Origin of the sequence: Porphyromonas crevioricanis (genome assembly GCF_900167225.1) — a bacterium.
Taxonomy (GTDB): domain Bacteria; phylum Bacteroidota; class Bacteroidia; order Bacteroidales; family Porphyromonadaceae; genus Porphyromonas; species Porphyromonas crevioricanis.
This window is the reverse complement of record NZ_FUXH01000011.1, coordinates 46,449-69,350: the sequence shown is the minus strand read 5'-3', so window position 1 is coordinate 69,350 and position 22,902 is coordinate 46,449. Positions and strand designations below refer to the sequence as shown.

General features: G+C 43.6%; 20 protein-coding genes. 15 read left to right on the top strand and 5 right to left on the bottom strand.

What is annotated here, in order from left to right; translation table 11 throughout:
• Positions 1 to 373 precede the first annotated feature (373 nt).
• Positions 374 to 1,360, bottom strand: a complete 987-nt coding sequence (locus B5D48_RS06835; protein WP_023937653.1) for an SPFH domain-containing protein — start codon at positions 1,358 to 1,360, stop codon at positions 374 to 376.
• A gap of 27 nt (positions 1,361 to 1,387) precedes the next feature.
• Positions 1,388 to 1,846, bottom strand: coding sequence for an NfeD family protein (locus tag B5D48_RS06830; RefSeq protein WP_023937654.1), 459 nt, complete (start codon positions 1,844 to 1,846; stop codon positions 1,388 to 1,390).
• An 872-nt stretch (positions 1,847 to 2,718) separates the two neighbouring features.
• Between B5D48_RS06830 and B5D48_RS06825 the strand changes: the two genes are divergently transcribed.
• The 6 genes from B5D48_RS06825 (at position 2,719) to cbiD (ending at position 12,517) form a co-directional block, all read left to right on the top strand.
• Complete coding sequence (locus tag B5D48_RS06825) at positions 2,719 to 2,973, top strand: type B 50S ribosomal protein L31 (protein ID WP_023937656.1); 255 nt, start codon at positions 2,719 to 2,721, stop codon at positions 2,971 to 2,973.
• A 161-nt stretch (positions 2,974 to 3,134) separates the two neighbouring features.
• Complete coding sequence (gene topA / locus B5D48_RS06820; RefSeq protein ID WP_023937657.1) at positions 3,135 to 5,531, top strand: type I DNA topoisomerase; 2,397 nt, start codon at positions 3,135 to 3,137, stop codon at positions 5,529 to 5,531.
• Positions 5,532 to 5,544: 13 nt separating this feature from the next.
• On the top strand, positions 5,545 to 6,297 hold the full coding sequence (truA, locus tag B5D48_RS06815; protein WP_023937658.1) for a tRNA pseudouridine(38-40) synthase TruA: 753 nt from the start codon (positions 5,545 to 5,547) through the stop codon (positions 6,295 to 6,297).
• Positions 6,298 to 6,522: 225 nt separating this feature from the next.
• The gene (dnaE, locus tag B5D48_RS06810) at positions 6,523 to 10,182 is read left to right on the top strand and encodes a DNA polymerase III subunit alpha (RefSeq protein WP_023937661.1); all 3,660 of its coding nucleotides are present in this window, start codon (positions 6,523 to 6,525) and stop codon (positions 10,180 to 10,182) included.
• 91 nt (positions 10,183 to 10,273) lie between these two features.
• Positions 10,274 to 10,588, top strand: a complete 315-nt coding sequence (gene trxA / locus B5D48_RS06805) for a thioredoxin (RefSeq protein WP_023937662.1) — start codon at positions 10,274 to 10,276, stop codon at positions 10,586 to 10,588.
• A 132-nt stretch (positions 10,589 to 10,720) separates the two neighbouring features.
• Positions 10,721 to 12,517, top strand: coding sequence for a cobalt-precorrin-5B (C(1))-methyltransferase CbiD (gene cbiD / locus B5D48_RS06800; RefSeq protein WP_023937664.1), 1,797 nt, complete (start codon positions 10,721 to 10,723; stop codon positions 12,515 to 12,517).
• A gap of 67 nt (positions 12,518 to 12,584) precedes the next feature.
• Here the strand turns inward: cbiD and rplI are convergent, their stop codons facing one another.
• The 3 genes from rplI to rpsF are packed head-to-tail and all read right to left on the bottom strand — an operon-like array spanning position 12,585 to position 13,853.
• Positions 12,585 to 13,199: a 50S ribosomal protein L9 gene (gene rplI / locus B5D48_RS06795; protein ID WP_023937665.1), complete on the bottom strand. Its 615-nt coding sequence runs from the start codon at positions 13,197 to 13,199 to the stop codon at positions 12,585 to 12,587.
• A 19-nt stretch (positions 13,200 to 13,218) separates the two neighbouring features.
• A complete protein-coding gene (gene rpsR / locus B5D48_RS06790) occupies positions 13,219 to 13,494 on the bottom strand; it encodes a 30S ribosomal protein S18 (RefSeq protein ID WP_023937666.1) in 276 nt (91 codons plus the stop codon).
• Complete coding sequence (gene rpsF, locus B5D48_RS06785; protein WP_023937668.1) at positions 13,494 to 13,853, bottom strand: 30S ribosomal protein S6; 360 nt, start codon at positions 13,851 to 13,853, stop codon at positions 13,494 to 13,496. The genes rpsR and rpsF overlap by 1 nt, the downstream gene beginning before the upstream one ends.
• Positions 13,854 to 14,328: 475 nt before the next feature.
• Between rpsF and B5D48_RS06775 the strand changes: the two genes are divergently transcribed.
• The 9 genes from B5D48_RS06775 to B5D48_RS06735 all read left to right on the top strand — a co-directional run bounded on the left by B5D48_RS06775 (position 14,329) and on the right by B5D48_RS06735 (position 22,715).
• Positions 14,329 to 14,601 (top strand): HU family DNA-binding protein, encoded by a 273-nt coding sequence (locus B5D48_RS06775; RefSeq protein ID WP_023937671.1) that lies wholly within the window; start codon positions 14,329 to 14,331, stop codon positions 14,599 to 14,601.
• Between the two features lie 363 nt (positions 14,602 to 14,964).
• Positions 14,965 to 16,530 (top strand): Rne/Rng family ribonuclease, encoded by a 1,566-nt coding sequence (locus B5D48_RS06770; RefSeq protein WP_036888852.1) that lies wholly within the window; start codon positions 14,965 to 14,967, stop codon positions 16,528 to 16,530.
• 136 nt (positions 16,531 to 16,666) lie between these two features.
• Positions 16,667 to 17,290 (top strand): recombination mediator RecR, encoded by a 624-nt coding sequence (gene recR, locus B5D48_RS06765; protein ID WP_042120277.1) that lies wholly within the window; start codon positions 16,667 to 16,669, stop codon positions 17,288 to 17,290.
• A gap of 13 nt (positions 17,291 to 17,303) precedes the next feature.
• Complete coding sequence (locus B5D48_RS06760; RefSeq protein WP_023937674.1) at positions 17,304 to 17,831, top strand: GNAT family N-acetyltransferase; 528 nt, start codon at positions 17,304 to 17,306, stop codon at positions 17,829 to 17,831.
• A 223-nt stretch (positions 17,832 to 18,054) separates the two neighbouring features.
• A complete protein-coding gene (locus tag B5D48_RS06755; RefSeq protein WP_042120279.1) occupies positions 18,055 to 18,567 on the top strand; it encodes a hypothetical protein in 513 nt (170 codons plus the stop codon).
• Positions 18,568 to 18,776: 209 nt separating this feature from the next.
• Positions 18,777 to 19,907, top strand: a complete 1,131-nt coding sequence (gene tgt, locus B5D48_RS06750; protein WP_023937678.1) for a tRNA guanosine(34) transglycosylase Tgt — start codon at positions 18,777 to 18,779, stop codon at positions 19,905 to 19,907.
• Between the two features lie 29 nt (positions 19,908 to 19,936).
• The gene (locus B5D48_RS06745) at positions 19,937 to 21,031 is read left to right on the top strand and encodes an LptF/LptG family permease (protein WP_036888855.1); all 1,095 of its coding nucleotides are present in this window, start codon (positions 19,937 to 19,939) and stop codon (positions 21,029 to 21,031) included.
• 16 nt (positions 21,032 to 21,047) lie between these two features.
• Complete coding sequence (gene smpB / locus B5D48_RS06740) at positions 21,048 to 21,518, top strand: SsrA-binding protein SmpB (RefSeq protein WP_023937680.1); 471 nt, start codon at positions 21,048 to 21,050, stop codon at positions 21,516 to 21,518.
• Positions 21,519 to 21,848: 330 nt separating this feature from the next.
• A complete protein-coding gene (locus tag B5D48_RS06735) occupies positions 21,849 to 22,715 on the top strand; it encodes a M23 family metallopeptidase (RefSeq protein ID WP_231968814.1) in 867 nt (288 codons plus the stop codon).
• Positions 22,716 to 22,902 lie beyond the last annotated feature (187 nt).

Here is a 22,902-nt window from a genome sequence, read left to right as displayed (position 1 = left end):
GACAAAAGCAACTAAGCTTTCGGACAAAAGCAACTAAGCTTTCAGACAAAAGCAACTAAGCTTTCGGAAAAAAGCAATAAAGCTTTTGATCGATTGCTCAATGGCTTTTGGAGTTCCTTTCGTCATGGACAGATCTTTCATTGCTGAAATGGATTGATAGAGAATAGGTTACCTGAGAAGCAACAAGCCACACATCAAACGAATTGGCTTACTGGAGTGACCATTGTTCTGACAATACAAAGACCCGAAAGTCGTATCGAATTGCTCCCTTCCTCAAGATCAAAAAAAGAGGGTGTCGCAACTTTTGCTATTGTTGCAACGCCCTCTTTGTGATTTGCGGAAGAATCCGCTTAGTCCATTTGGTGGCTTCCGATTAATCTTTGAGCTTTACCAAATCTTTGATGCCACCTACAGCTCCTAATACACCGCTGGCTTCATAAGGCATGTATACGGTTTTGGTATTATTTCCCTTGTTGATGTCTTTTAAGGTATCGATGTACCGCATGGCTATCAGATATTGAGCAGGATCTGAGCCTGATCCGGAAACCGCTGCCGCCACTTGTCGGATGGCCTCTGCCTCGGCTTTAGCCACTAAGATTTGCGCTTCTGCTTCTGCTTCTGCACGTAATACCTTGGCTCGTTTTTCTCCCTCTGCATGGTTTATGGATTCCTGCATTTTTCCTTCAGACTCACGTATTACAGCCTCTTTTTGTCCTTCAGCTTGTAATATCTGAGCACGCTTGTCTCGCTCGGCTCGCATCTGTTTCTCCATCGCATCGCGAATGTCTCTTGGAGGATTGATGTCTTGCAACTCCACACGGTTTACTTTCACCCCCCATTTGTTTGTGGCTTCGTCGAGAATCTCTCTCAACTTGCTGTTGATAGTATCACGGCTGGTGAGAGTCTCATCCAGATCCATCTCTCCAATCACATTTCTCAAACTTGTTTGTGTGAGCTTTTCTATGGCATCGGGCAGGTTCTGAATTTCGTAGACGGCTCGTATAGGATCTACGATTTGGAAATACAAGATTGCATTGATCTCTGTCACCACATTGTCTCGAGTGATAACATTCTGTTTGGGAAAGTCATACACTGTTTCTCTCAGGTCAATACGATTGACTCTTGCAAAACGAACCATGGTATCTCCGCCCTGTAATTGGTAGGTATACCTCCAGTGCATGGGGCGAGCTTTGTCGATAAAAGGGATGATGATGTTTACTCCCGAGTTGAGAGTTGTGTAGTATTTACCTAATCGCTCTACAATTACGGTTTGAGACTGTTGTACAATCAGCAATCCTTGAGATACGATCGAAATAGCGAGCACTACGAGCACCACTAAAATGATGATAGTCAGATTCATATTGTTTGTAATTTGATATGGTTTTTCTTATACGGATGGGCAGCTTTCCACATAGAGGATAATGCTTTCTCTTCCCACTATTTTTACATCGGTACCGACCTCTATGGTCGAGCCATCTATGCTGTTTGCTTTCCACGAATCTCCGTCTACAGCTACACGACCAGTAGATTCAGTAGAGTTGATTCGTTCGGTGACTTTTACACATCGCCCAATTAAGGCATCTGCTCCGGTGTTTGTGCCTTTCTTCTTTTGAGAGATACGACGGACAAAGGGGCGTATGAATACCAAAGACAACAATGCACCTATACAGAAAGCAATTACCTGCCACAAAACCCCCAATCCGAGTAGCGCAGCAAACATTCCCAAAAGAGAGGCAACACCAAAGCAAGCCAATACGAAGCCCGGTGTGAAAATTTCCAATACAAAGAGAAGTATGGCCCCCAAGAGCCACCATTGCCAAGGAGAAACAGCGAAGGTCAAATCCATAAGTCAAGTATTCTAAAAAGTTTGTGGTTGCTGTCATTAATCAACCCCCAAAGCAAAGATAAGAAAAGGGCTTTGACTGCGTAGTTGTGACGTCTGCATTTTGGGAGTTTTGGAAGTAGTCTCCCGAAAAGAGCGTTGTATGTACTCTCCAAGTCTCATTACAGTAGCTTTTGGAGGAGTCCATGGAAAAGCTCCCCTATGTATAATATGTATATGCAAGACAGACTTCTGGGAAGTCAGAGATGACTATAGGGGGAGACGAATTATTCAAAAATCTCGGAAAAAAGCTCTCGTTTCTTTCTGTATAGATTGATATGTTTTGTAAAATATGGGTCGCAGAAAAAGATTGAAAAATGGAGGGAAAAGAGGCTCCTTAGATAGGTGGATACAACTCCCTTTTGAATGCTTTTTATGAGGTCTCTGGAATGCCGATGGATAGGGCATTCTGGAGGGGTCTAAATTCTCTCCTGAGAGAAATTTTGCTAACACAGGAGAGAACACTTTTTTTCTCAGGAGAGAATTTTTCTTTTCTCCCGTGATAATTCAAAACGTCTCCCAAGGGTATCCCAAAAGGGAGAGAAAAATAGCTCCAAAAGGCCTCGATTTGGACTTAAAAAGCACCACGGTTTGATAATGTATAAATACTGAAACGAACAAAATTATACATATTAGATAGCCTGAAGGACATACGCTTCAAAGAATCATTTCGAGAGCTTTTGTGTGGAAGCTATACATCCTATCTCCGGTAGTTGCTCTCAATCCTACAGAGAGCGAAGTCTGCTCTGAAGGTTTGGGAAGTCGGATTACTTTACTACCTTTGTGGTCCGGTTACCAGCCTGTTAATTGAAAAACAAGAACAAAACAAACAGATAATGAAGAAAGATATTCATCCCGAGAGTTATCGTCCGGTGGTATTCAAGGATATGTCTAATGAAGACATCTTTATTACTCGTTCCACCATGCAGGCCAAGGAGACAATCATGGTCGATGGGGTAGAGTATCCCCTTATCAAGGTGGAAATCTCCAATACTTCGCATCCTTTCTTCACCGGAAAGGCAAAGCTGGTGGATACGGCCGGTCGTGTGGACAAGTTTATGAGCCGCTATGGCGATCGCAAGCGCAAGTAAGGCAGATATATATCGGCGATAGGCGCAATGCGATCTCATCTGAGAACCGAAGTTTCTCTTTCGTTGAAGAAAGAGAAGCTTCGGTTCTCTGTTTAATAACCTTGATGTAATCGATATTGCTACCTTTGCAGCCGCAACCCGTAGAACAAACATAGTGAAACATGCAAAGACACCTTGTGATCGTAGAGTCTCCGGCAAAGGCTAAGACGATTGGCAAATTCTTAGGGCCTAACTATTCCGTACTCTCCAGCTATGGACATGTGCGCGACCTCAGCCCCAAAAATTTCTCCATAGACATAGAGAGAGATTACGCTCCTCAGTATGAAATTCCCGAGGACAAAAAGACTTTGATAAAAGAGTTGAATAAGGCTGCGGATTTGGCGGATGTAGTATGGCTTGCCTCCGATGAAGACCGCGAGGGAGAAGCCATTGCCTGGCATTTATCCGAAGTGCTCAAGCTCAAGGATAAGCCTACACATCGCATTGTCTTTCATGAGATCACGAAGCCAGCCATTGAGCATGCTATACTCAACCCCAGATCCATAGACAAGCATTTGGTAGATGCTCAACAGGCACGCCGTGTCTTGGATCGTATTGTGGGGTTTGAGCTGTCGCCCGTATTGTGGAAGCGAATCAAGCCGTCTCTTTCGGCCGGACGAGTGCAATCCGTAGCCGTACGGATTGTGGTAGAGCGAGAACGGGAGATACAAGCCTTCGAGGCACAGACGCAATACCGCACGATGGCAATGTTTATGTTGCCGGATGGGAAGACTCTTTTGGAGGCTGAATTGGACAAACGCTTTTCTACAGAACAGGAGGCCCAGTCTTTTCTACAATCATGTGTAGATGCAGAGTTTCATATATCGGAGGTGATTAAGAAGCCGGGCAAACGCTCTCCGGCAGCCCCTTTTACTACATCGACTTTGCAACAGGAGGCAGCCCGTAAGTTGGGCTTCTCTGTTGCACAGACGATGAGGATAGCACAGAAGCTCTACGAAGCCGGATTCATCACTTATATGCGTACCGACTCTACCAATCTGTCGGATTTGGCAATGAATGACATCGCCAAACTGGTCCGAGAGCAGTGGGGGGAGGATTTTCATCAGGCCAGACGTTACCAGACCAAAAGCAAGGGAGCACAGGAGGCTCATGAGGCCATCCGACCGACTTATGCTGATCGAGAAACGATTGCCGGTACGGTGACGGAAAAGAAACTCTACGATTTGATTCGCAAGCGTTGTATTGCCTCTCAAATGGCGGATATGAAGACGGAGCGAACCACGGTGACAATAGCTTCTTCTTCCTCTTATTCCAGCGATGCCCATTTTATCGCACAAGGAGAGGTTGTCCTGTTCGAAGGTTTTTATTCTGTCTACAAAGAAGGGACCGATGAAGAGAACAAGGATAAGCCTGAAGGGAAGCTCCTGCCACCTGTCTTGCAGGGAGATGTCTTGAAGATGGAGGCTTTGGAGTCTGTCCAACGTTTTTCGCAGCGTCCTGCCAGATATACGGAAGCTTCGTTGGTGCGTAAGTTGGAAGAACTCGGGATTGGTCGCCCATCTACCTATGCCCCTACTATACAGACAATACAGAATAGGGAGTATGTGATCAAAGGAGACAAAGAAGGTGAGAGTCGGGATTATTGTCGATTGCATTTAGATCATTCCGGACAGATCGTCAGGGAGGTATTGAGCGAAAACTACGGACAAGACAGAGGAAAGCTCATGCCTACTGATATAGGCATTGTGGTAAATGACTTTCTGACGGCAAGATTTCCCAATATCGTTGATCTCAACTTTACGGCTAAGGTGGAAGACCAGTTTGACCACATTGCTGAGGGAAAGTTGGAGTGGAGCAAGGTGATAGATAGTTTCTATAAGCGGTTTCATCCTGTGGTTGAGGAAGCATCGGTTTACAAGCAGGATGAAGAACGTGTGGGAGAGCGCATTTTGGGGGTAGACCCCAAGACTGGAAAGCAAATATCCGTTCGCATAGGTCGTTATGGACCCATGTTGCAAATGGGGATGACTGACAGAGAAACGGATGAAAAACCTCGATTTGCATCTTTGCCCCCCAATTGCTCAATGCAGACGATAACGCTTGAAGAAGCTATTGCTGTATTTGATCTTCCTAAGACCTTGGGGCAATATGAAGGGAAAAATGTAGTCGTTTCTGTAGGGCGGTTTGGTCCTTATGTCAGTCATGCAGGTAAGTATACCTCTATCCCCAAGGGCATAGATCCTTTGCAGGTAAGTCTTGATGATGCTATCGTTTTGATAGAGGAAAAAAGACAGGCAGAAGCCAAAAGTCTACTCAAGACCTTTGATGATGACGAGCTATTGCAAATCCGCAATGGTCGATTTGGTCCCTATATCAAGTATGGAACAAGCAACTATAAACTGCCGAAGGATGCTGATGTAGAAAATCTCTCTCGAGAAGATTGCTTGAAAATAATAGCCGAAGCTCCGGAGAAGAAAACTTCTCGCAAGAAGGACAAGAAAGTCTCCGCCACCAAGAATGTTTCTGCAGGAGTGAAATCTGCCAAGAAAAAAGCTTGATTTCCCGCTACGGATGCGTTTCTTTATTTACTTTTCCTACAATGGAGAGCAATATAGCGGCTGGCAAAATCAGCCGAATGCCCCTACAGTGCAGCAGCAGGTAGAGAGCTGTTTGTCCGTTCTCTTGCGAAAACAAACTATTGTGGTTGGAGCCGGGCGCACCGATGCCGGGGTGCATGCACGTTGCATGGTGGCACATTTTGATGCAAACATCGGTATTGCTGACGCTGCCGATTTAGTTCCCCGTCTCAATGGATTGCTCCCGAAAGACATTTCTATAGATAGGATTGTTCCAGTCTCTGATGAAGCTCATGCTCGTTTTTCTGCCACGGCTCGTACATACAAGTATTTTGTTTGTGATCACAAAGACTCTTTTGTCGGCCATTTGATGTTGCGTGTGCATGCTGAGTTGGACTATGAGTTGATGAATAAGGCTGCTTCTGTACTACTGGAATATTCTGATTTTGAGTGTTTTAGCAAGGCTCATACCGATGTTAAAACTTTCAATTGCAAGATTCGAGAAGCTTATTGGTCAGAGGGACCTCTGCCCGGAACTCATGTTTTCACGATTACGGCAGATCGTTTTTTGCGTAATATGGTTCGAGCGGTCGTCGGCACATTGTTTACTATTGGTAGAGGAAAGGCTTCGATAGAGGATCTTCGGCATATCATTTTGTCTAAAGACAGATCGCAAGCCGGAAGCTCGGCTCCTGGAAATGCCCTTTTTTTGTGGCATGTGGAGTATCCCTACTCTTTATTTCTTTAATCCGAACTCGACACTTTCTGCTGTTTATCCCCTTTTGAGAGTTTTTTACTTCTTCCTCTGCCAGATCGAAAATTTGCAGAGGGATAATCTTGTTTTTTTATAGCAAATCTTCGGTTTGGGATCATTATCTTTGCGCAGGACATCAGTTTTGGCTATGTCTTTACCCTGAATAGGGGTATAAATCAATGATTTTCAAGCTGTTATAGCAAATAAAAACAGACTGATATGGAACCCTTCATTCACCTGCACGTACACTCGCAATATTCCGTTTTGGATGGTCAATGTCGGATTAGTGACTTAGTCGATGCTGCTATAGCTGATGGTATGCCGGCTCTGGCCCTGACTGACCACGGAGCTATGTTCGGGATCAAAGAGTTCTATAACTATGTGCAGAAGAAGAACAAACCACATTTGTCTGTTATCAAGGATTGCCAGCGAGAGTTGCAGGAGCTTCTGGAAAAGTCCAACTCCGATGAGGATGATTTGCAGCGAATACAAAAGTTGCAACACAAGGTAGAGACGGAGCAAAAGGCCCTTATAAAACCAATCTTGGGCTGTGAGTGCTATTGTGCCAGACGAAGCCGGCACGACAAGAGTAAGGAAATAATGGACCCCTACCGTCCTTCTCGTCCTTTAGACTCTGGAGGTTGGCATTTGATTGTATTGGCAAAGAACAGTGTAGGCTATCATAACCTGATCAAACTGGTTTCTTATTCTTGGACTGAGGGGCAATATTATCGTCCACGAATTGACAAAGAACTACTTGAGCGATACCATGAGGGATTGATAGTGAGTTCGGCTTGTCTTGGAGGCGAGATCCCCCAACATATTATGGCTGGACAAATAGACGAAGCAGAGAAAAGTGTTTTGTGGTTCAAAGAGCTTTTCGGTGACGATTTCTATTTGGAGATACAGCGACACGAGACAACAAATCCCTTGGGAAATCAGGATACTTATCCCAAACAGCAGCAGGTCAATAGGGTTATCTTGGAGTTGGCACGCAAACACGATGTGAAAGTGATAGCTACCAATGATGTTCATTTCATATCGAAAGAGGCCGCAGAGGCCCACGACAGGCTTATTTGTCTGTCCACTTCTAAAGATTTGGATGACCCTAATCGTATGCGCTACAGCAAGGAGGAGTGGTTCAAGACAACTGAGGAAATGAATGCCATTTTCTCCGATGTGCCAGAGTCTTTGTCCAATACGTTGGAAATTGCCGATAAGGTAGAGTATTACAGCATAGATAGTGATGCCTTGATGCCGGATTTCCCGATACCGGACGAGTTTGCCAATGATGACGAGTATTTGCGACATCTTACCATGCTTGGAGCAGAGCGTAGATATAAGGAAAACCTAACTCCCGAAGTGCGAGAGCGTATTGACTTTGAATTGGAGACAATCAAAAAAATGGGATTTCCCGGCTACTTCCTTATCGTCCAGGACTTTATTGCTGCGGCACGTAATATGGGTGTCTCTGTTGGCCCCGGTCGTGGTTCGGCTGCCGGCTCGGCCGTTGCTTATTGTTTGGGTATAACGGATATAGATCCAATCAAGTACGATCTGCTTTTTGAGCGTTTTCTCAATCCGGATCGTATAAGTATGCCGGATATTGATGTTGATTTTGACGATGATGGTAGAGCTGATATCCTTGATTGGGTGACGGAAAAATATGGAAAAGAGAGGGTCGCTCACATCATCACTATTGGCACCATGGCGACGAAGAGTGCCATTAAAGATGTTGCCAGAGTACAGAAGCTACCACTCTCTATCAGCAACGATCTCACCAAGCTGGTGCCAGATAAAATCCCGGGGGTAAAGAAAGTAACTGTGACGGCTGCTATAGAAGCTGTACCGGAGCTAAAGGCAGCATCGTTGAGTGATGATAAGCAGCTCAGTAGTACCCTGAAGTACGCAGCAATGCTCGAAGGGAATGTTCGTAACACGGGTGTACATGCTTGTGGAATCATCATAGGCAAGACTGATATTAGTGATGTTGTACCGGTCAGTACAGCCAAGGACGGAGACAAAGAGGTCCTTGTGACGCAATATGAAGGCTCTGTGATTGAAGAAACAGGCCTGATCAAGATGGACTTTCTTGGCCTTAAAACTTTGTCTATAATCAAGGAAGCCATATCCAACATCAAGAAGACAAAAGGCATTGAATTGGATATATCGAATATTCCTCTTGATGATCCTCTGACTTATAAACTTTATAGTGAGGGGCGTACTATAGGTACATTCCAATTTGAATCCATGGGTATGCAGAAATATCTGCGTGAGCTGAAACCTTCTGCCTTTGGAGACCTTATCGCTATGAATGCTCTCTATCGTCCCGGGCCCATGGACTATATACCCAGCTTCATCGCCCGCAAACATGGACTGGAAGAGATAACTTACGATCTTCCGGTGATGGAGCGATACCTCAAAGAGACTTATGGTATAACAGTCTACCAGGAGCAGGTCATGCTTTTATCCAGAGAGATAGCCGGTTTCACAAGAGGAGAGTCGGACTCCCTGCGTAAAGCAATGGGAAAGAAACTGGAGGATAAGATGCTGGCTCTTCAGGCAAAATTCTTGGAGGGAGGTATTAAGAATGGGTATGAGGAGAAGACTCTCCAAAAGATTTGGGCAGATTGGAAGAAATTTACCCAGTACGCATTCAATAAGAGTCATGCGACTTGCTACAGTTGGGTCGCTTATCAGACTGCTTATCTCAAGGCTCATTATCCTTCTGAGTATATGGCAGGGGCACTAAGCCGAAATCTGAATAACATTACCGAAATCACCAAGTTGATGGATGAATGTAAGTCCATGAAGATTCAGGTGTTGGTACCAGATGTTAATGAATCGGACTACAAGTTCTCAGTAAATGCCAATGGAGATATTCGCTTTGGTCTTTCGGCCATAAAAGGGGTAGGTCTCGGAGCTGTCGAATCAATCATTGAGGAGCGCAAAAAGAATGGCCTTTATAAGGATGTTTATGATTTTGCGGAACGTATCAATACAGTGCAGTGCAACCGTAAGACCATGGAAAGTTTGGCCTTGTCCGGTGCTTTTGACAGTTTTGGTCTGAAGAGAGAGCAATACCTTGCTCCTTGCGGAAAAGATGAGAGTTTCATTGTTGCCCTTTCTAAATATGGCAGCATGGTACAGGAAGAAAAACATGCACAGGAGGTCAGTCTTTTTGGTGATGATGAATCAATGCAATTACCCAAACCACAACCAGAGGAGGCTGATTCTTGGAATAGTTTGGAAATTCTAAATAAAGAAAGAGATTTGGTTGGCCTATATCTTTCTTCCAATCCGATGGAGCCATATCGAGTTATTTTGGACTATTATTGCAATGTGAAGAGTGTAGACTTGATGGATTTGAAGCCTCTCAATGGAAAGAATATTGCTTTTGCCGGTATTGTGACAAAGGCTAGGGTGGGGATGAGTAAGAAAAATAATCCTTATGCAATTCTTACGATCGAAGACTTCCATGGGACAGCAGAGGTTGCTCTCTTTGGGCAGAACTATGTTTCATACGGCAACTATGCTAAGGAGGGCTTGTATCTCCTCATTAAGGCAACCGTGCAACCTCATCGCTTCGATCCGGAAAAGGTGGAGCTACAGATTCGCTCGATAGAGTTGCTTCCCGATATTGCTGATAAGTTGATTAAGGAAGTGTCTGTATCAATATCCTTGGATCAGCTTTCCAACGATTTGGCAGAGAGTTTGACTGCGTTTGTTATGGAGCATCCCGGAGAGGCTAATTTGAACATCCAAGTTCAGGATAGAAAGAAGCAGATTCGTTTACAGTCGAGTCGTTATAGGGTCGATCCTTCTCCCGATTTTATTAAATTGCTTGAACAATACGAACTTCCAATAGTTATAGTCTGAGAAGCCTCTGGTCAAACAACGAGAGGTGAATGACCGATGAAAATATTACGTGAGATAAGCATATAAAAACAATCTAAAAAAACAGTGCGCTATGGCAATGGAAATTACAACTCAGAACTACAAAGAACTCATGGCAGAAGGCAAACCAATGGTAATCGACTTTTGGGCAACATGGTGTGGCCCATGTAGAATGGTCGGTCCAATCATTGATGAGCTGTCTACGGAATATGAAGGAAAAGTGATCATTGGTAAAGTTGACGTAGACGAAAATCCCGACTTGGCTCAGGAGTATGGTGTGAGAAATATCCCTACAATCCTCTTTATCAAGGGTGGTCAGGTAGTAAACAAGCTGGTTGGAGCACAGAGAAAAGATGCTTTGAAGCAGGAAATTGATGCTTTGCTCTAATCGTTGCAAAAGCGATTTGTATCAAAATTTTTGTACAAAGGAGCGAGACTTGATTGACTTCTATGGTCAGGCGAGTCTCGCTCTTCTTGGTTTTTCTAAAAAGGAAGGCACTTTTCTTCAAGCGATTGGACTATGATTTTGATATTGGGAGGCACCACGGAGGGGAGAGCTGCGATACAAGTTGTTGATGAAGCAGGTAAGCCTTTTTATTATGCCACTCGCTTTGGAGAGCAACAAATAGAAGCGAAAAATGGTATACGTATAGATGGAGGTCTAGATTGTGCGGAGATGCGATCTTTTATTCAAGAGCATGATATTCGTCTTTTGATAGACGCTGCTCATCCGTTTGCCTCTCAGCTTCATTCGAATGCAACAAAAGCTGCCGATGCTACTTCTATCCCAATTATTCGTTACGAGAGAAACTATCCTTTACGCAACCCCAAACTTGTCTATTGCTCCGATTACGAAGATGCTATCCGCTGTCTTCTTAGAGATCGAATAAGCAAATTGTTGGCATTAACGGGAGTACAAACCATTTCTAAACTGAAGCCTTATTGGGAAAATCATCCGAATACCATATTCCGGATATTGGATAGAGAATCTTCTCGCCAGAGTGCCATATCTCAAGGTTTTCCAATAGATAGGATCTGTTACTTTGTGGGAGGAGCAGAGACCGAAAGAGAATTGATGGAACATATACGGCCGGAAGCCATTATCACAAAAGAAAGTGGTGAATCAGGTTTCTTCTCTGATAAGGTGTCGACAGCCCTTAACCTGGGAATCAGAGTTTATGTTGTGTGTCGTCCAAAACTTCCGGATTCTTATGCTCTTGTAGTAGAGGGACCTATCGGTCTTCGACTTGCTATAGATCGCTTGCTCCCATCTTTTTTTGATCAACATATTGGATTGACTACCGGAACATTTGCTACAGCTGCAACCAAGGCCGCTCTCCTTTATCGTATGTATGGGAAGATATATAGGGAGGTATCGGTGGCTTTACCTAAAACAGGTGAGCGCATACTCGTGCGAATAGACAGGGTCGAGTCCGATGGTTTGACTGTTCGAGCTACTGCTTTCAAGGATGGAGGAGATGATCCGGACACCACACATGGAACTCCTATCGTTGCGCAAATTCATTTGTCGAATGAGGAAAATCGCATTCCCCCTGTAAATATTGATGGAGGGGAAGGGATTGGACGTATCACCCTTCCTGGGTTTGATTTGCCAATTGGGAGTGCTGCTATTAATACAACCCCTCGTTTAATGATAATGCAAGAGGTTACAGCTCTATTACCGGGGCGAGCGGTGGATGTACTAATATCCGTTCCTCACGGGCGTGATATAGGGCCTCGCACGTTCAACCCCCGACTGGGGATTGAGAATGGAATTAGCATTATTGGGACAACCGGTGTTGTTCGCCCATTTAGCAGTGAAGCCTTTGTGGCCAGCATAGAGAGGGCTGTAGATATTGCCCTGGCTGTCGGTGGAGATACGATTGTAATCAATAGTGGAGGAAAGAGTGAGTATAAGATGAAGGAGATGTATCCTCACCTCCCTCCCCATAGCTTTGTGCAATACGGCAATTTTATTGGTAAAACACTAGAGATGCTCAATAGGCGAAATGTTCCTCACATTGTCATGGGGATCATGATTGGTAAGGCCGTGAAATTAGCTGAGGGGCAACTTGATACGCACAGTCACAAAGTAGTAATGAATAGAAATTTCCTCTTAAATCTAGCTCAAGAAGCCGGTTGCTCTGCTGAAGCCTGTAATTTGATATCTCAAATGAATCTGGCCAGGCAGGTCCTTTCCGATTTGAATAAGGAAGACAGTGAAAAGATGTCGGCTGCTATATTGAATCATTGCTACCAAGTGTGCAAGGCTTTGATCCCCAATGCTCATTTCGATATACACTTGGTGAAGGATTAGAAAAAGAAAAGCCCCGACAAGTTTCCTTGCCAGGGTTTTTCCTATTTCTTTAGAACTACAGAGTCTCTTATTCTGCAGAAGTGGTTGCTTCGGGAGTCTCTTCTTGTTGTTCTTCTTCAGAGAGCTCTCCTTCTTCTTTTGCTTTCGCTTCAGCCTCTTTTCTTGCCTTGTCTGCAGCTTTGATTGCTTCACGCTCGGCTTCTTCTTTAGCTTTGGCTGCTGCAATTTCTTCTGCTGCATTTTCAGATTCCACAGTGAAAGGTATTTCTACCGTTACATCACGGTGCAGACGAATGTGAGCTACATAGTCGCCTATTTCCTTGATGGATTCTTTGACCAAAATCTTCTTGCGATCCACTTCGAAGCCTTTGGCTTGTAAGGCTTCTGCAATTTGGATGTTGCTGATAGAGCCGTATATAACACCTCTATTGCTCGTTTTGGCCATGATTGTTAGAGTTACACCACCAAGTTTGGCTCCAAGATCTTCTGCTTCTTTCTTGATTTGCGCAATTTTGTGGGCGCGTTGCTTCAAGTTTTCTGCCAAGACTTTCTTTGCGGAATCAGAGGCTATTATGGCTTTCCCTTGTGGGATAAGGTAGTTGCGACCATAACCATCCTTTACCGTTACTATCTCATCTTTGAACCCGAGGGTTACTATATCTTCCAAAAGTATGATTTCCATATAAAATCCTCCGGTCTTATTATTTCATCATGTCTGTTACATAGGGCAAAAGAGCCAAATGACGGGCGCGTTTCACTGCGCGAGCCACACGACGCTGGAACTTGAGAGAAGTACCCGTGATACGACGGGGAAGGATCTTTCCCTGTTCGTTGAGGAACTTCTTGAGGAATTCGGCATCCTTATAATCTATATACTTGATACCGGCTTTCTTGAAGCGACAATATTTTTTCTTGTTGTTGTCTACTGACAGGGGAGTGAGATATCTAATTTCGCTTTTGCTTTTAGGTGCCGCCATTACTTATCCTCCTTTACTTCTTCTTTTTTTGTTGACTTAAGGTTCCTTCTCTTTTCCGCATAAGCTGCTGCAAACTTGTCTTGACGGAAAGTTAGGAAGCGAATCACACGCTCATCGCGACGGAAGTTGGTTTCGAGTTTGGCGATTGTGGTAGGCTCTGCCTCAAACTCAATGAATTGATAGAAGCCTGTGGACTTCTTTTGGATAGGATAGGCTAGCTTTTTTAGCCCCCAATACTCCTCATTCACAATGGAAGCTCCTTCTTCTTGCAGAAGCTTTGTGAACTTTTCTACCGCTTCCTTCATCTGAACATCAGACAAAACGGGAGTGAGAATGAAAACGGTTTCGTACTTGTTCATACGTTGATTATTTATAATTACTACAAGTTGGCATTATTGCCGGCCACAAAGGTAATCAAAAGATTTTGAATGAAATGCAGTGTTTTGTCTCGTCTTTTTCGCTCTTCTTTGGGTTGTATCCCTCTCTTTATTTTAAAGAGAAGTTGTTTTTCTGAAATAGAAGAGGGAGAAACGAAGTTGCTATGGTTTTGGAGAGACGAAATGCGTCGGATTAGAGAAGTAGATTCAACACAAAAGGAGTGTATGATTTTTTAGAATACCTCATTATTCTATACTGTCTTCAGCTACACCCAAATGCAAAACGAATTACAAAAGTCATAAGACAGAAGAAGTGTGGATTACTCTTTTTATTTCTCTGTTTCTTCAACGATACACAATGCTTAGGGAATGAACACAATAGGCATAGAATCAAAAGAAAAGACTACCTTTGCTGGTCGAAAAAGGAATGTCAATCAATAAGCTACAGTAAATCATTATGACGAAGGCGGATATAGTAAGTGAGATAAGCAAAGCTACGGGTATAGATCGGGAAGTTGCCCTTGAAGTGGTGGAGTCTTTTATGGAGAATGTGCGCACGGCTCTTGCCAATGGAGACAATGTTTACCTCAGAGGGTTTGGTAGTTTCCTTGTTAAGGAACGTGCAGCCAAGACAGCTCGCAATATTACCAAACAGACTACTATAATTATCCCTAAACGCAAAGTGCCGGCTTTCAAGCCTTCGAAACTTTTTGCAGCTAAAGTGAAATAACAACCAAACTAACGTATAACTTAATCAAAATCAAACTGCTATGCCAAGCGGAAAAAAAAGAAAAAGACACAAGATGTCTACACATAAGCGTAAGAAAAGACTAAGAAAGAACAGACATAAGAAGAAGTAACCTTTTTTAGTTTGTGTGGGGGCCGAAAATGTGAAACAAAGGACAATGGGTCTTTGTACACCTTTGCGGCCCCATCTGTTTTCAAGAACCGGCCAGATAGTTAGTGTTTTGAGGTGTTTCTCAAAATGTTTTGTCTCTGTTGTTTTTCTCTCTTCCGAGCTTCCCCAGTTTTTGTGGAGAGGGTACTTCGGCCGGAATCAGAAGAAGATATCAAGAAATTCCACTCCGAGAAAGTGAATAGCGAATTAATTGTAGACGTTGATGCCAAGAAAGTATCCATTGCTGTCCTTGAGGACGGTAAGTTGGTAGAGCTTCAACGTGAACCCAGAGATCAGTCCTTTGCCGTGGGAGATATCTACTTAGGCAAGGTGAAGAAGATCATGCCTGGGTTGAATGCTGCTTTTGTGGATGTGGGCTATAAGAAGGACGCATTTCTCCATTATTTTGATCTTGGGCTCACTTATCTTAGTCAGCGCAAGATGTTGGAGTCAATGTCTCAGCAAAAAGGTCTGCCACAGGTGTCTAAGATGACCCTCGAAGCTGATTTGCCCAAGGAGGGGAAGATCGGCGAGATACTCAAAGCCGGCCAACAAATATTGGTACAGATAGTCAAAGAACCGATTTCTACCAAAGGGCCTCGCCTAACAACTGAGATTTCCCTTGCAGGTCGTTCTCTAGTGTTGGTGCCTTTCTCCGATCGAGTATCTGTGTCACAAAAGATCAAGTCCGGAGAAGAAAGGGCTCGCCTAAGGCAATTGATGCTCAGTATCAAGCCACACAACTTCAGTGTGATCATACGTACTTCTGCTGCTGGAAAAAAAGCCTCCGAGTTGGATGCTGAGCTGAAGATGTTACTCAAACGGTTTACTGACAGTGTGGCCAAGATCCCCAAGGTCAGCAAGATCCCGCAAATACTCTATGAAGAGGCCGGTCGTACATTAGGTCTTCTGCGAGATACTTTTAACCCCGATACTTTCCAAAATATTCACGTGAACAACAAGTTCTTTTACGACAGTATCAGGGATTACATTTCGCTTATATCTCCTGGTAGTGAGGATATTGTGCATCATTATGTGGGAGAACTGCCTATTTTTGACAATTTTGCTGTTACCAAACAAATCAAGGCTCTTTTCGGACGCACTGTTACGTATAAGAGTGGTGCATACCTCATCATTGAGCAAACAGAGGCCATGCATGTGGTCGATGTCAATAGTGGCAACCGTGCACGTGGTAGTAATCAACAGGAAGACACAGCTGTGGATGTGAATATGGCTGCTGCTGAAGAGTTGGCCCGTCAGCTTCGTTTGCGCGATATGGGTGGCATTATTGTGGTCGACTTTATCGATATGGCTGAAGCTCAGCACCGTCAGCAACTCTATGAGCATATGTGTAAGTTGATGTCCACGGATAGAGCCAAGCATAATATCTTGCCATTGAGTAAGTTTGGTTTGATGCAGATTACTCGCCAGCGAGTACGCCCTGCGATGAGCATTGACACTGAAGAGAAATGTCCCACATGTTTGGGTTCTGGTAAGATGAAAGCCTCCATACTCTTCACCGATACACTCGAAGAGAAAGTTCGAATATTGGTTGATACCCATGGTTTGAGGCAATTTGTCCTTCATGTACACCCCTATGTAGCAGCTTACCTGAAGAAAGGCATCGTGTCGATAGCCATGCGCTGGAAGATGAAGTATGCCAAGGGTATCAGGGTGATACCTGATCAAAGTGTACCTTTCCTCAATTATCGTTTCTTCGATAATGAAGGGAATGAATTGGAAGATCTTGATGGCATTTGAAATATTTGTCACCAAGTTCTTTCTCAAAACAAAACAGTCCGTTCAGGAGCTCTATGTTGTCAGTTTGTCTGTCAATATTATTATAAGCTCTCGAATGGGCTGTTTTTGCATCACTCATTAATGTGATTCTTTCTCTATGCAACACAGATATCCATCCAGATTAGTGGAGAATGCGGTTGAGCAGTTGGCTAATCTACCCGGCGTTGGTCGGAAAACAGCTCTCCGTCTCAGTCTTTTCTTGTTGAGCAAAGAGCCTTCATTCACACATCGACTTACGGCTGCTTTGGATAGTTTGAGAGATGGTATTGTATATTGTTGCCGTTGTCACAATATAAGTGATACGGAGCTTTGTCCTATATGTGCCGATCCGAAACGAGACTGTCACACTGTTTGCGTCGTGCAAACGGTGAGTGATGTATTGGCGATAGAGAATACAGCACAATACAAGGGCCTCTACCATGTGTTAGGAGGAGTTATTTCTCCAATAGATGGCATTGGCCCATCCCAACTTACTATTGATGCTCTCATAGAACGAGTGCGAGAGGAAGGAGTGCAGGAAGTGGTTTTGGCTTTGGGATCTACAATGGAAGGAGATACGACTAACTTTTTCATTTATAGACGTCTGTCCGGGTTGGATGTCCGGGTATCAGTGATTGCTAGAGGGATTGCTGTTGGCGATGAGATAGAGTACGCTGATGAACTCACTCTTGGTCGTTCGATACTTAATCGTACATCTTTTGATGATACATTAAAGCACTGATTACTCATCTGCTATGCCTTTGTTTTTCGAAAATGAATTGATTCAATTGAGAGCTTTGGAGCCTTCGGATGTTGATCTTCTTTATCATTGGGAGAATGATCCTGAGCTCCGAGCTTCTACCACAGTTTTACAACCGATCAGTAGAGAGGCATTGTGCAATTACATAAGAGAGAATCATAAGTCTATTTACGAGTTGGGGTCTCTTAGGCTGATGATTATCAGACAAGAAGGAAAAGTTGAAGTCGGGACCATAGAGTTATATGATTACGACCCATATAACAAACGAGTGGCGATAGGTCTACTAATAGGTCGAGAATATAGACAGCAAGGATTTGCTCGGAGTGCTATATCTCTATTATCTGACTATGTGCTGCAAGATCTCCGTCTCAGGTTGATTTTTGCCTACATAGAGGTTCATAATACACCGAGCCAAATGGCTTTTTCTGCAGCAGGATTCAAGCGTGTGGCTGTATTACCAGCATGGAGCTGGAATGGCCATGATTACTCTGATTTGGCTGTTTTTGCCAAGTATGCAGATTAGATTCCCAATTCCACGACATAATTTGTCTTTAAGTCTGTCTTTGGTACAGACCAGATCTTCCGAGGAGTGGTTGTTGATTGTTGGGTAAATATTTATCTTCGCCCATAGGATTCTTCCACGGGAGCTGCTTTTGTCTCATTTCCCTTTTTTCATCTGTTTATGATGAGGCTGTGAGGAGTATATTTCTGAGGAGGAGTCTTTGTATGAACAAAATGATGTAGATATGAAAAAGAAAATTCTATTGTTTGCCTTTTTTATGGCTTGCGTGGCAGCGGCTTTTGCACAGCAGTCTGGTGCAAACCTTTCATTAGATCCGGTAGCGAAAAGAAATGAGCTGAGTATCAATCTGTTTAGCACAATTTTTGCTTCAACTCCGGAAATCTCTTATGAACGTATGCTCAATGAGGATATGGGTGTGGGTGGGCGTTTTATGGCCTCTCTTGATAAAGAAAGATATGCAGGGGTAAATGTTGCCCTAACACCTACTTTTCGTTGGTACTTCATGGGAAATTCTGTGTCTACTACACGCTATGCTTCTGGTCTGTTTGCAGAGGTGAACGCTTCTGTAGGTGATTATTTAGACGAATTCCACGCTGGGTTGGGTATGGGCACCGGTTATAAGTATGTAAATAAGAGTGGGTGGTCTTTCCAGCTTGGTATCTATGGAACTCGCTTCTTGGGAGAAGGCTATGGTATGACCGGATTTTTCCAAATGTCTGTAGGTAAGAGGTTCTGATGTGACAATAAAGAGCCTCTTTGTAGATTTGACTTTGTTTTGCCTTCCCTTGTCAATCTGGAAGGGGATGGGTTTTATTAAATAAGAAATAAGAACTGTAGGAGCAGGAGACAAAGGGAGATGATATTCCTTTTGTCTTCTGCTTGTTTTGCATAACCCTCTTTTTGCCGACTAGTTGCAGTCGCTGCTTATTAGGTATCTTTGCCCCAATGAAATACAGTCTATTACATACTTGTTCTACTACTCAAGCCCGTGTCGGCCTTATTCGTACCGATCATGGAGATATTCCTACTCCTATTTTTATGCCTGTAGGCACTGTTGGATCGGTCAAGGCGGTGGAGATGTCTAATCTGGAGGATGATATAGATGCCAAGATCATATTGGGCAATACTTATCATCTATACTTACGTCCAGGGTTAGATATTCTTCAGTCAGCTGGAGGCCTACATCGATTCGGTACTTGGTCTAGACCTATTCTTTCAGATAGTGGTGGTTTTCAGGTTTTTAGTCTGGCTGAGAATCGCAAGATAAGTGAGGAAGGGGTTTGGTTTCGTTCACACATAGATGGTTCCAAGCATTTGTTTAGTCCGGAGCGAGTAATGGATATAGAGCGGGTGATTGGAGCAGATATTATCATGGCTTTTGACGAATGTTGTCCGGGTGATGCCGACTATGGCTATGCACGCCACTCTCTTGATTTGACGGAACGTTGGTTGAAGCGTTGTGTGGATCGTATTAGAGATACAGAGCCATTGTATGGTTATTCTCAGAGCCTTTTTCCTATCGTCCAGGGGTGTGTGTATCCTGATTTAAGGAAGCGTGCAGCCGAGAATGTGGCTGCGATAGAGGCCGATGGTAATGCAATAGGAGGCTTGGCTGTTGGTGAACCGACAGAAAAAATGTACGAGATGATAGAGCTAACCAACGAGATCTTACCTAAGAACAAGCCTCGGTATTTGATGGGAGTAGGCACTCCTGCAAATATTCTCGAAGGAATAGCTCGCGGGGTGGATATGTTTGACTGTATTATGCCTTCGCGGGACGGACGCAATGCCAAACTTTTCACTTGGCAAGGGATCATTAACATGAAAAATGCCAAATGGGCAAAAGACTTCTCTCCCATAGACCCAGAGGGAACTTCTTATGTCGATCAGCGTTATAGTCGTGCCTATTTGCATCATCTTTTTCGTGTGGGAGAGATACTAGCCTTAGAGGTCGCTTCCCGACATAATCTGGCTTTTTACCTTGAACTGGTACGTCAAGCTCGTGCACATATTGTAGCTGGAGATTATGGTAGCTGGTACCCGATGATGGCGGAGCAAGTAAGCAGAAGACTCTAGTGTAAGATTAAGGGTTGATGTATAGTCAAATGGCAAGAAAGGTGCGATTGTTCACTACAATAGATCGCTATATACTGCGACAATTTTTGGGGACTTATTTCTTCTCTATTCTCCTTATTTTGTCCGTAGCTGTCGTATTTGATATCAATGAGAAGATATCCGACTTTTTGAAACCAGAAGTTCCTCTAAGAGCAATCATTTTCGACTACTACCTGAACTTTATCCCCTATTATGCGAACCTTTTCAGCCCTCTATTCACCTTCATATCGGTGATCTTTTTTACCACCAAATTGGCAGAGAATAGTGAGATTATAGCCATGCTTGCTGGAGGAATCAGTTTTAAGCGATTAATGAGACCATATATGTTCTCCGCAGCTGTAATAGCGATACTCACTTTCTTGCTCAATAGTTTTCTCATCCCTCCTGCTAATAAGACTCGTATAGATTTCCAGAACCAGTATATCAAAAATAGAAAGATGACTTATGACGAGAATATACAGATGGAAGTACAGAAAGATGTCTTTGTCTATTTCGGTTCCTACAATGAGGAGATAAATACGGGATACCAGTTCTCTATGGAAAAGTTTGATGGTAATAGACTCGTCTCTCGCTTGACAGCCGTCCGAACTGAGTATGCTGACAGTGGACATTGGATGGTACACAATTATGTGATTAATAACTACAAGGATATGAAGCAGGAGGTTATCACTGGCCGAACTATCGATACTCTTCTGCATATACAGCCATCAGATTTCCTGGTTAGCCTGGAGGATATGGAGACTATGACGACTCCACAGTTAAGCAAATACATTTCCAGACAACAAGAGAGGGGAGTTGGCAATGCAAAACTCTATGCTATAGAGTTACATAAGAGATATGCAGCGATTATGACAGCTTTCCTACTTACTGTGATCGGTTTGTCTCTTTCGGCGCGTAAGCTCAAAGGAGGATTAGGATTTAATATTGCCATAGGACTTGGGTTGAGTTTTGGTTACATCTTGTTTACTACAGCTACCAGCACTTTTGCCGTGAGTGGTAGCATGTCTCCCTGGATGGCTGCTTGGCTGCCTAATTTTGTCTATCTCTTTATTGCGGCCTACATTTATACAAGGGCTCCTCGTTAATGTTGATATCCTGAATATGAAAAAGCAGAATAAACAGACTCAAATACAGATCAAAAATAAACGAGCCTCTTTTGATTATGAAATATTAGATACCTATACAGCTGGTATTGTGCTCGTTGGTACTGAGATCAAGAGTCTTCGGTTGGGGAAGGCTGGATTGGTCGACAGCTATTGCATATTCCACAATGGAGAGTTGTGGGCAAAAAATATATACATAGCTCCTTATTTCTATGGCTCGTACAATAACCATCTTGATAGGAGAGACCGGAAGTTGTTGCTCAATCGCAAGGAGTTGCGTCATCTGGAAGAAGGAGTGCGTGTAGCAGGTAATACAATTGTTCCTCTCAAACTGTTTATTAGTGAGAGGGGGCTTGCCAAACTTAGCATAGCACTTGTTCGAGGCAAGAAACTCTATGACAAACGAGCTTCTTTGAAAGAAAAAGATGACAAGAGAGAGATGGCGAGAGCCATGCGTACACGATATTGAAGGATAAGTTGACCTCGCTTTTCCCTTCATGATCACATATCCAAAAGGATATTTATGATAGTTATTTCCCCACAGTTGGTCTTGGAAATTCTTTGTTTTTTTCTACCTTTGACGAGGTACGGTGGTACCGGAGTTTACTTAGGTCTTCTTGTGGGGTGACGTAAGTAAGCTTTGTTTGTGTTGAAATAAAAAGGAAATTGAATGACAAACAGAGTTGTAGCACTTCTGTTTTGCTCCATTTGTGCGATTACTATTTCTTGGGCTGCTCCCTCGGAATCCTCTCGTGCAGGGGTGTATTCTAGAAGTCGGAGATCTCAGCACATCAGTGCTATGGACACTACACAGCGACTGATGGCAGACCGCTTGGACTTGAATGTCAGGGCGAAAAAGGAAAAAGCAGAACGAGAAAGAGCCTTTGCAGAGGTCCGTATGCATGAGGATTTGACAGATCCTGCTGTGGATTTGTATGGGGAAGATAGTTGGGGAAAGTTCGTGAATCCACTCACAGAGATGTCAGCCGAAATCCCTGACAGTTATGATATTGACTGCTCTGGTTTTGTGATGCCAATAGAGAGCAGGAAGCTCACTTCAGGATATGGTTATCGCAAGCGTTTCGGTCGTATGCACTACGGAACCGATATGGGTTTGGTTACAGGAGATACGATTGTATCGGCTTTTGATGGGCGAGTTCGAGTGAGTTCATTTGAGCCCAGAGGTTATGGCCATTATGTTATCGTCCGTCATCCTAATGGCTTGGAGACTATTTATGGGCACATGAGCCGTCGCATAGCCAACGAAGGAGACATCATAAAGGCTGGTCAGCCTATCGGATTAGGAGGTAATACAGGTAGATCAACAGGGCCACACCTTCACTTTGAGTGCCGTTTTATGGGAATTGCTATTAATCCGGCTGATCTATTTGATTTAGAACAAGGTGTTCCTCTTGATGATGTGTATCACTTCAGGAAGGGTGCCATACAGAGGGCAGTAAAGTCTCCGATTTATCGTGCTGGTCGTAAAGCTGGCAGTAGATCGGCTGCAGCACAGAGAAGACCTAAAACACATCGGATCAAAAGAGGTGATACTTTGTCTGCTATCGCAAAGCGGAATTCTACAACAGTGAGCAAAATAAAAAGACTGAATCCTGGTATCAAAGAAGGAAATCTGCAGATTAATAGATCTATTCGGGTGAAGTGATGCTTGAGGCTTTTTTTATTGTAGCCCTTGATTCCTTTCCGTCGCACACTGCCTTGTCTTTTGGCAATAGCCCTTTTTAGAGCTTTGTCTTCGCAGCCTAAGTTGTGAAGACGAAGTTTTTTTGTGTCTCATTGAGTAATGAAGGCCTATCCTGTCGAAAGAGTCTAAAGTCATATTTGTAAAAGAC

Bases quoted from the DNA above. Each gene is read 5' to 3' on its own strand.
- dnaE (WP_023937661.1), top strand. From the start codon at position 6,523: ATGGAACCCTTCATTCACCTGCACGTACACTCGCAATATTCCGTTTTG.
- cbiD (WP_023937664.1), top strand. From the start codon at position 10,721: ATGATTTTGATATTGGGAGGCACCACGGAGGGGAGAGCTGCGATACAA.
- rplI (WP_023937665.1), bottom strand. From the start codon at position 13,199: ATGGAAATCATACTTTTGGAAGATATAGTAACCCTCGGGTTCAAAGAT.
- rpsR (WP_023937666.1), bottom strand. From the start codon at position 13,494: ATGGCGGCACCTAAAAGCAAAAGCGAAATTAGATATCTCACTCCCCTG.
- B5D48_RS06760 (WP_023937674.1), top strand. From the start codon at position 17,304: ATGCCTTTGTTTTTCGAAAATGAATTGATTCAATTGAGAGCTTTGGAG.
- B5D48_RS06755 (WP_042120279.1), top strand. From the start codon at position 18,055: ATGAAAAAGAAAATTCTATTGTTTGCCTTTTTTATGGCTTGCGTGGCA.
- truA (WP_023937658.1), top strand. From the start codon at position 5,545: ATGCGTTTCTTTATTTACTTTTCCTACAATGGAGAGCAATATAGCGGC.
- rpsF (WP_023937668.1), bottom strand. From the start codon at position 13,853: ATGAACAAGTACGAAACCGTTTTCATTCTCACTCCCGTTTTGTCTGAT.
- topA (WP_023937657.1), top strand. From the start codon at position 3,135: ATGCAAAGACACCTTGTGATCGTAGAGTCTCCGGCAAAGGCTAAGACG.
- tgt (WP_023937678.1), top strand. From the start codon at position 18,777: ATGAAATACAGTCTATTACATACTTGTTCTACTACTCAAGCCCGTGTC.
- recR (WP_042120277.1), top strand. From the start codon at position 16,667: ATGCAACACAGATATCCATCCAGATTAGTGGAGAATGCGGTTGAGCAG.
- smpB (WP_023937680.1), top strand. From the start codon at position 21,048: ATGAAAAAGCAGAATAAACAGACTCAAATACAGATCAAAAATAAACGA.
- B5D48_RS06775 (WP_023937671.1), top strand. From the start codon at position 14,329: ATGACGAAGGCGGATATAGTAAGTGAGATAAGCAAAGCTACGGGTATA.
- B5D48_RS06745 (WP_036888855.1), top strand. From the start codon at position 19,937: ATGGCAAGAAAGGTGCGATTGTTCACTACAATAGATCGCTATATACTG.
- B5D48_RS06830 (WP_023937654.1), bottom strand. From the start codon at position 1,846: ATGGATTTGACCTTCGCTGTTTCTCCTTGGCAATGGTGGCTCTTGGGG.
- B5D48_RS06735 (WP_231968814.1), top strand. From the start codon at position 21,849: ATGGACACTACACAGCGACTGATGGCAGACCGCTTGGACTTGAATGTC.
- trxA (WP_023937662.1), top strand. From the start codon at position 10,274: ATGGCAATGGAAATTACAACTCAGAACTACAAAGAACTCATGGCAGAA.
- B5D48_RS06835 (WP_023937653.1), bottom strand. From the start codon at position 1,360: ATGAATCTGACTATCATCATTTTAGTGGTGCTCGTAGTGCTCGCTATT.
- B5D48_RS06825 (WP_023937656.1), top strand. From the start codon at position 2,719: ATGAAGAAAGATATTCATCCCGAGAGTTATCGTCCGGTGGTATTCAAG.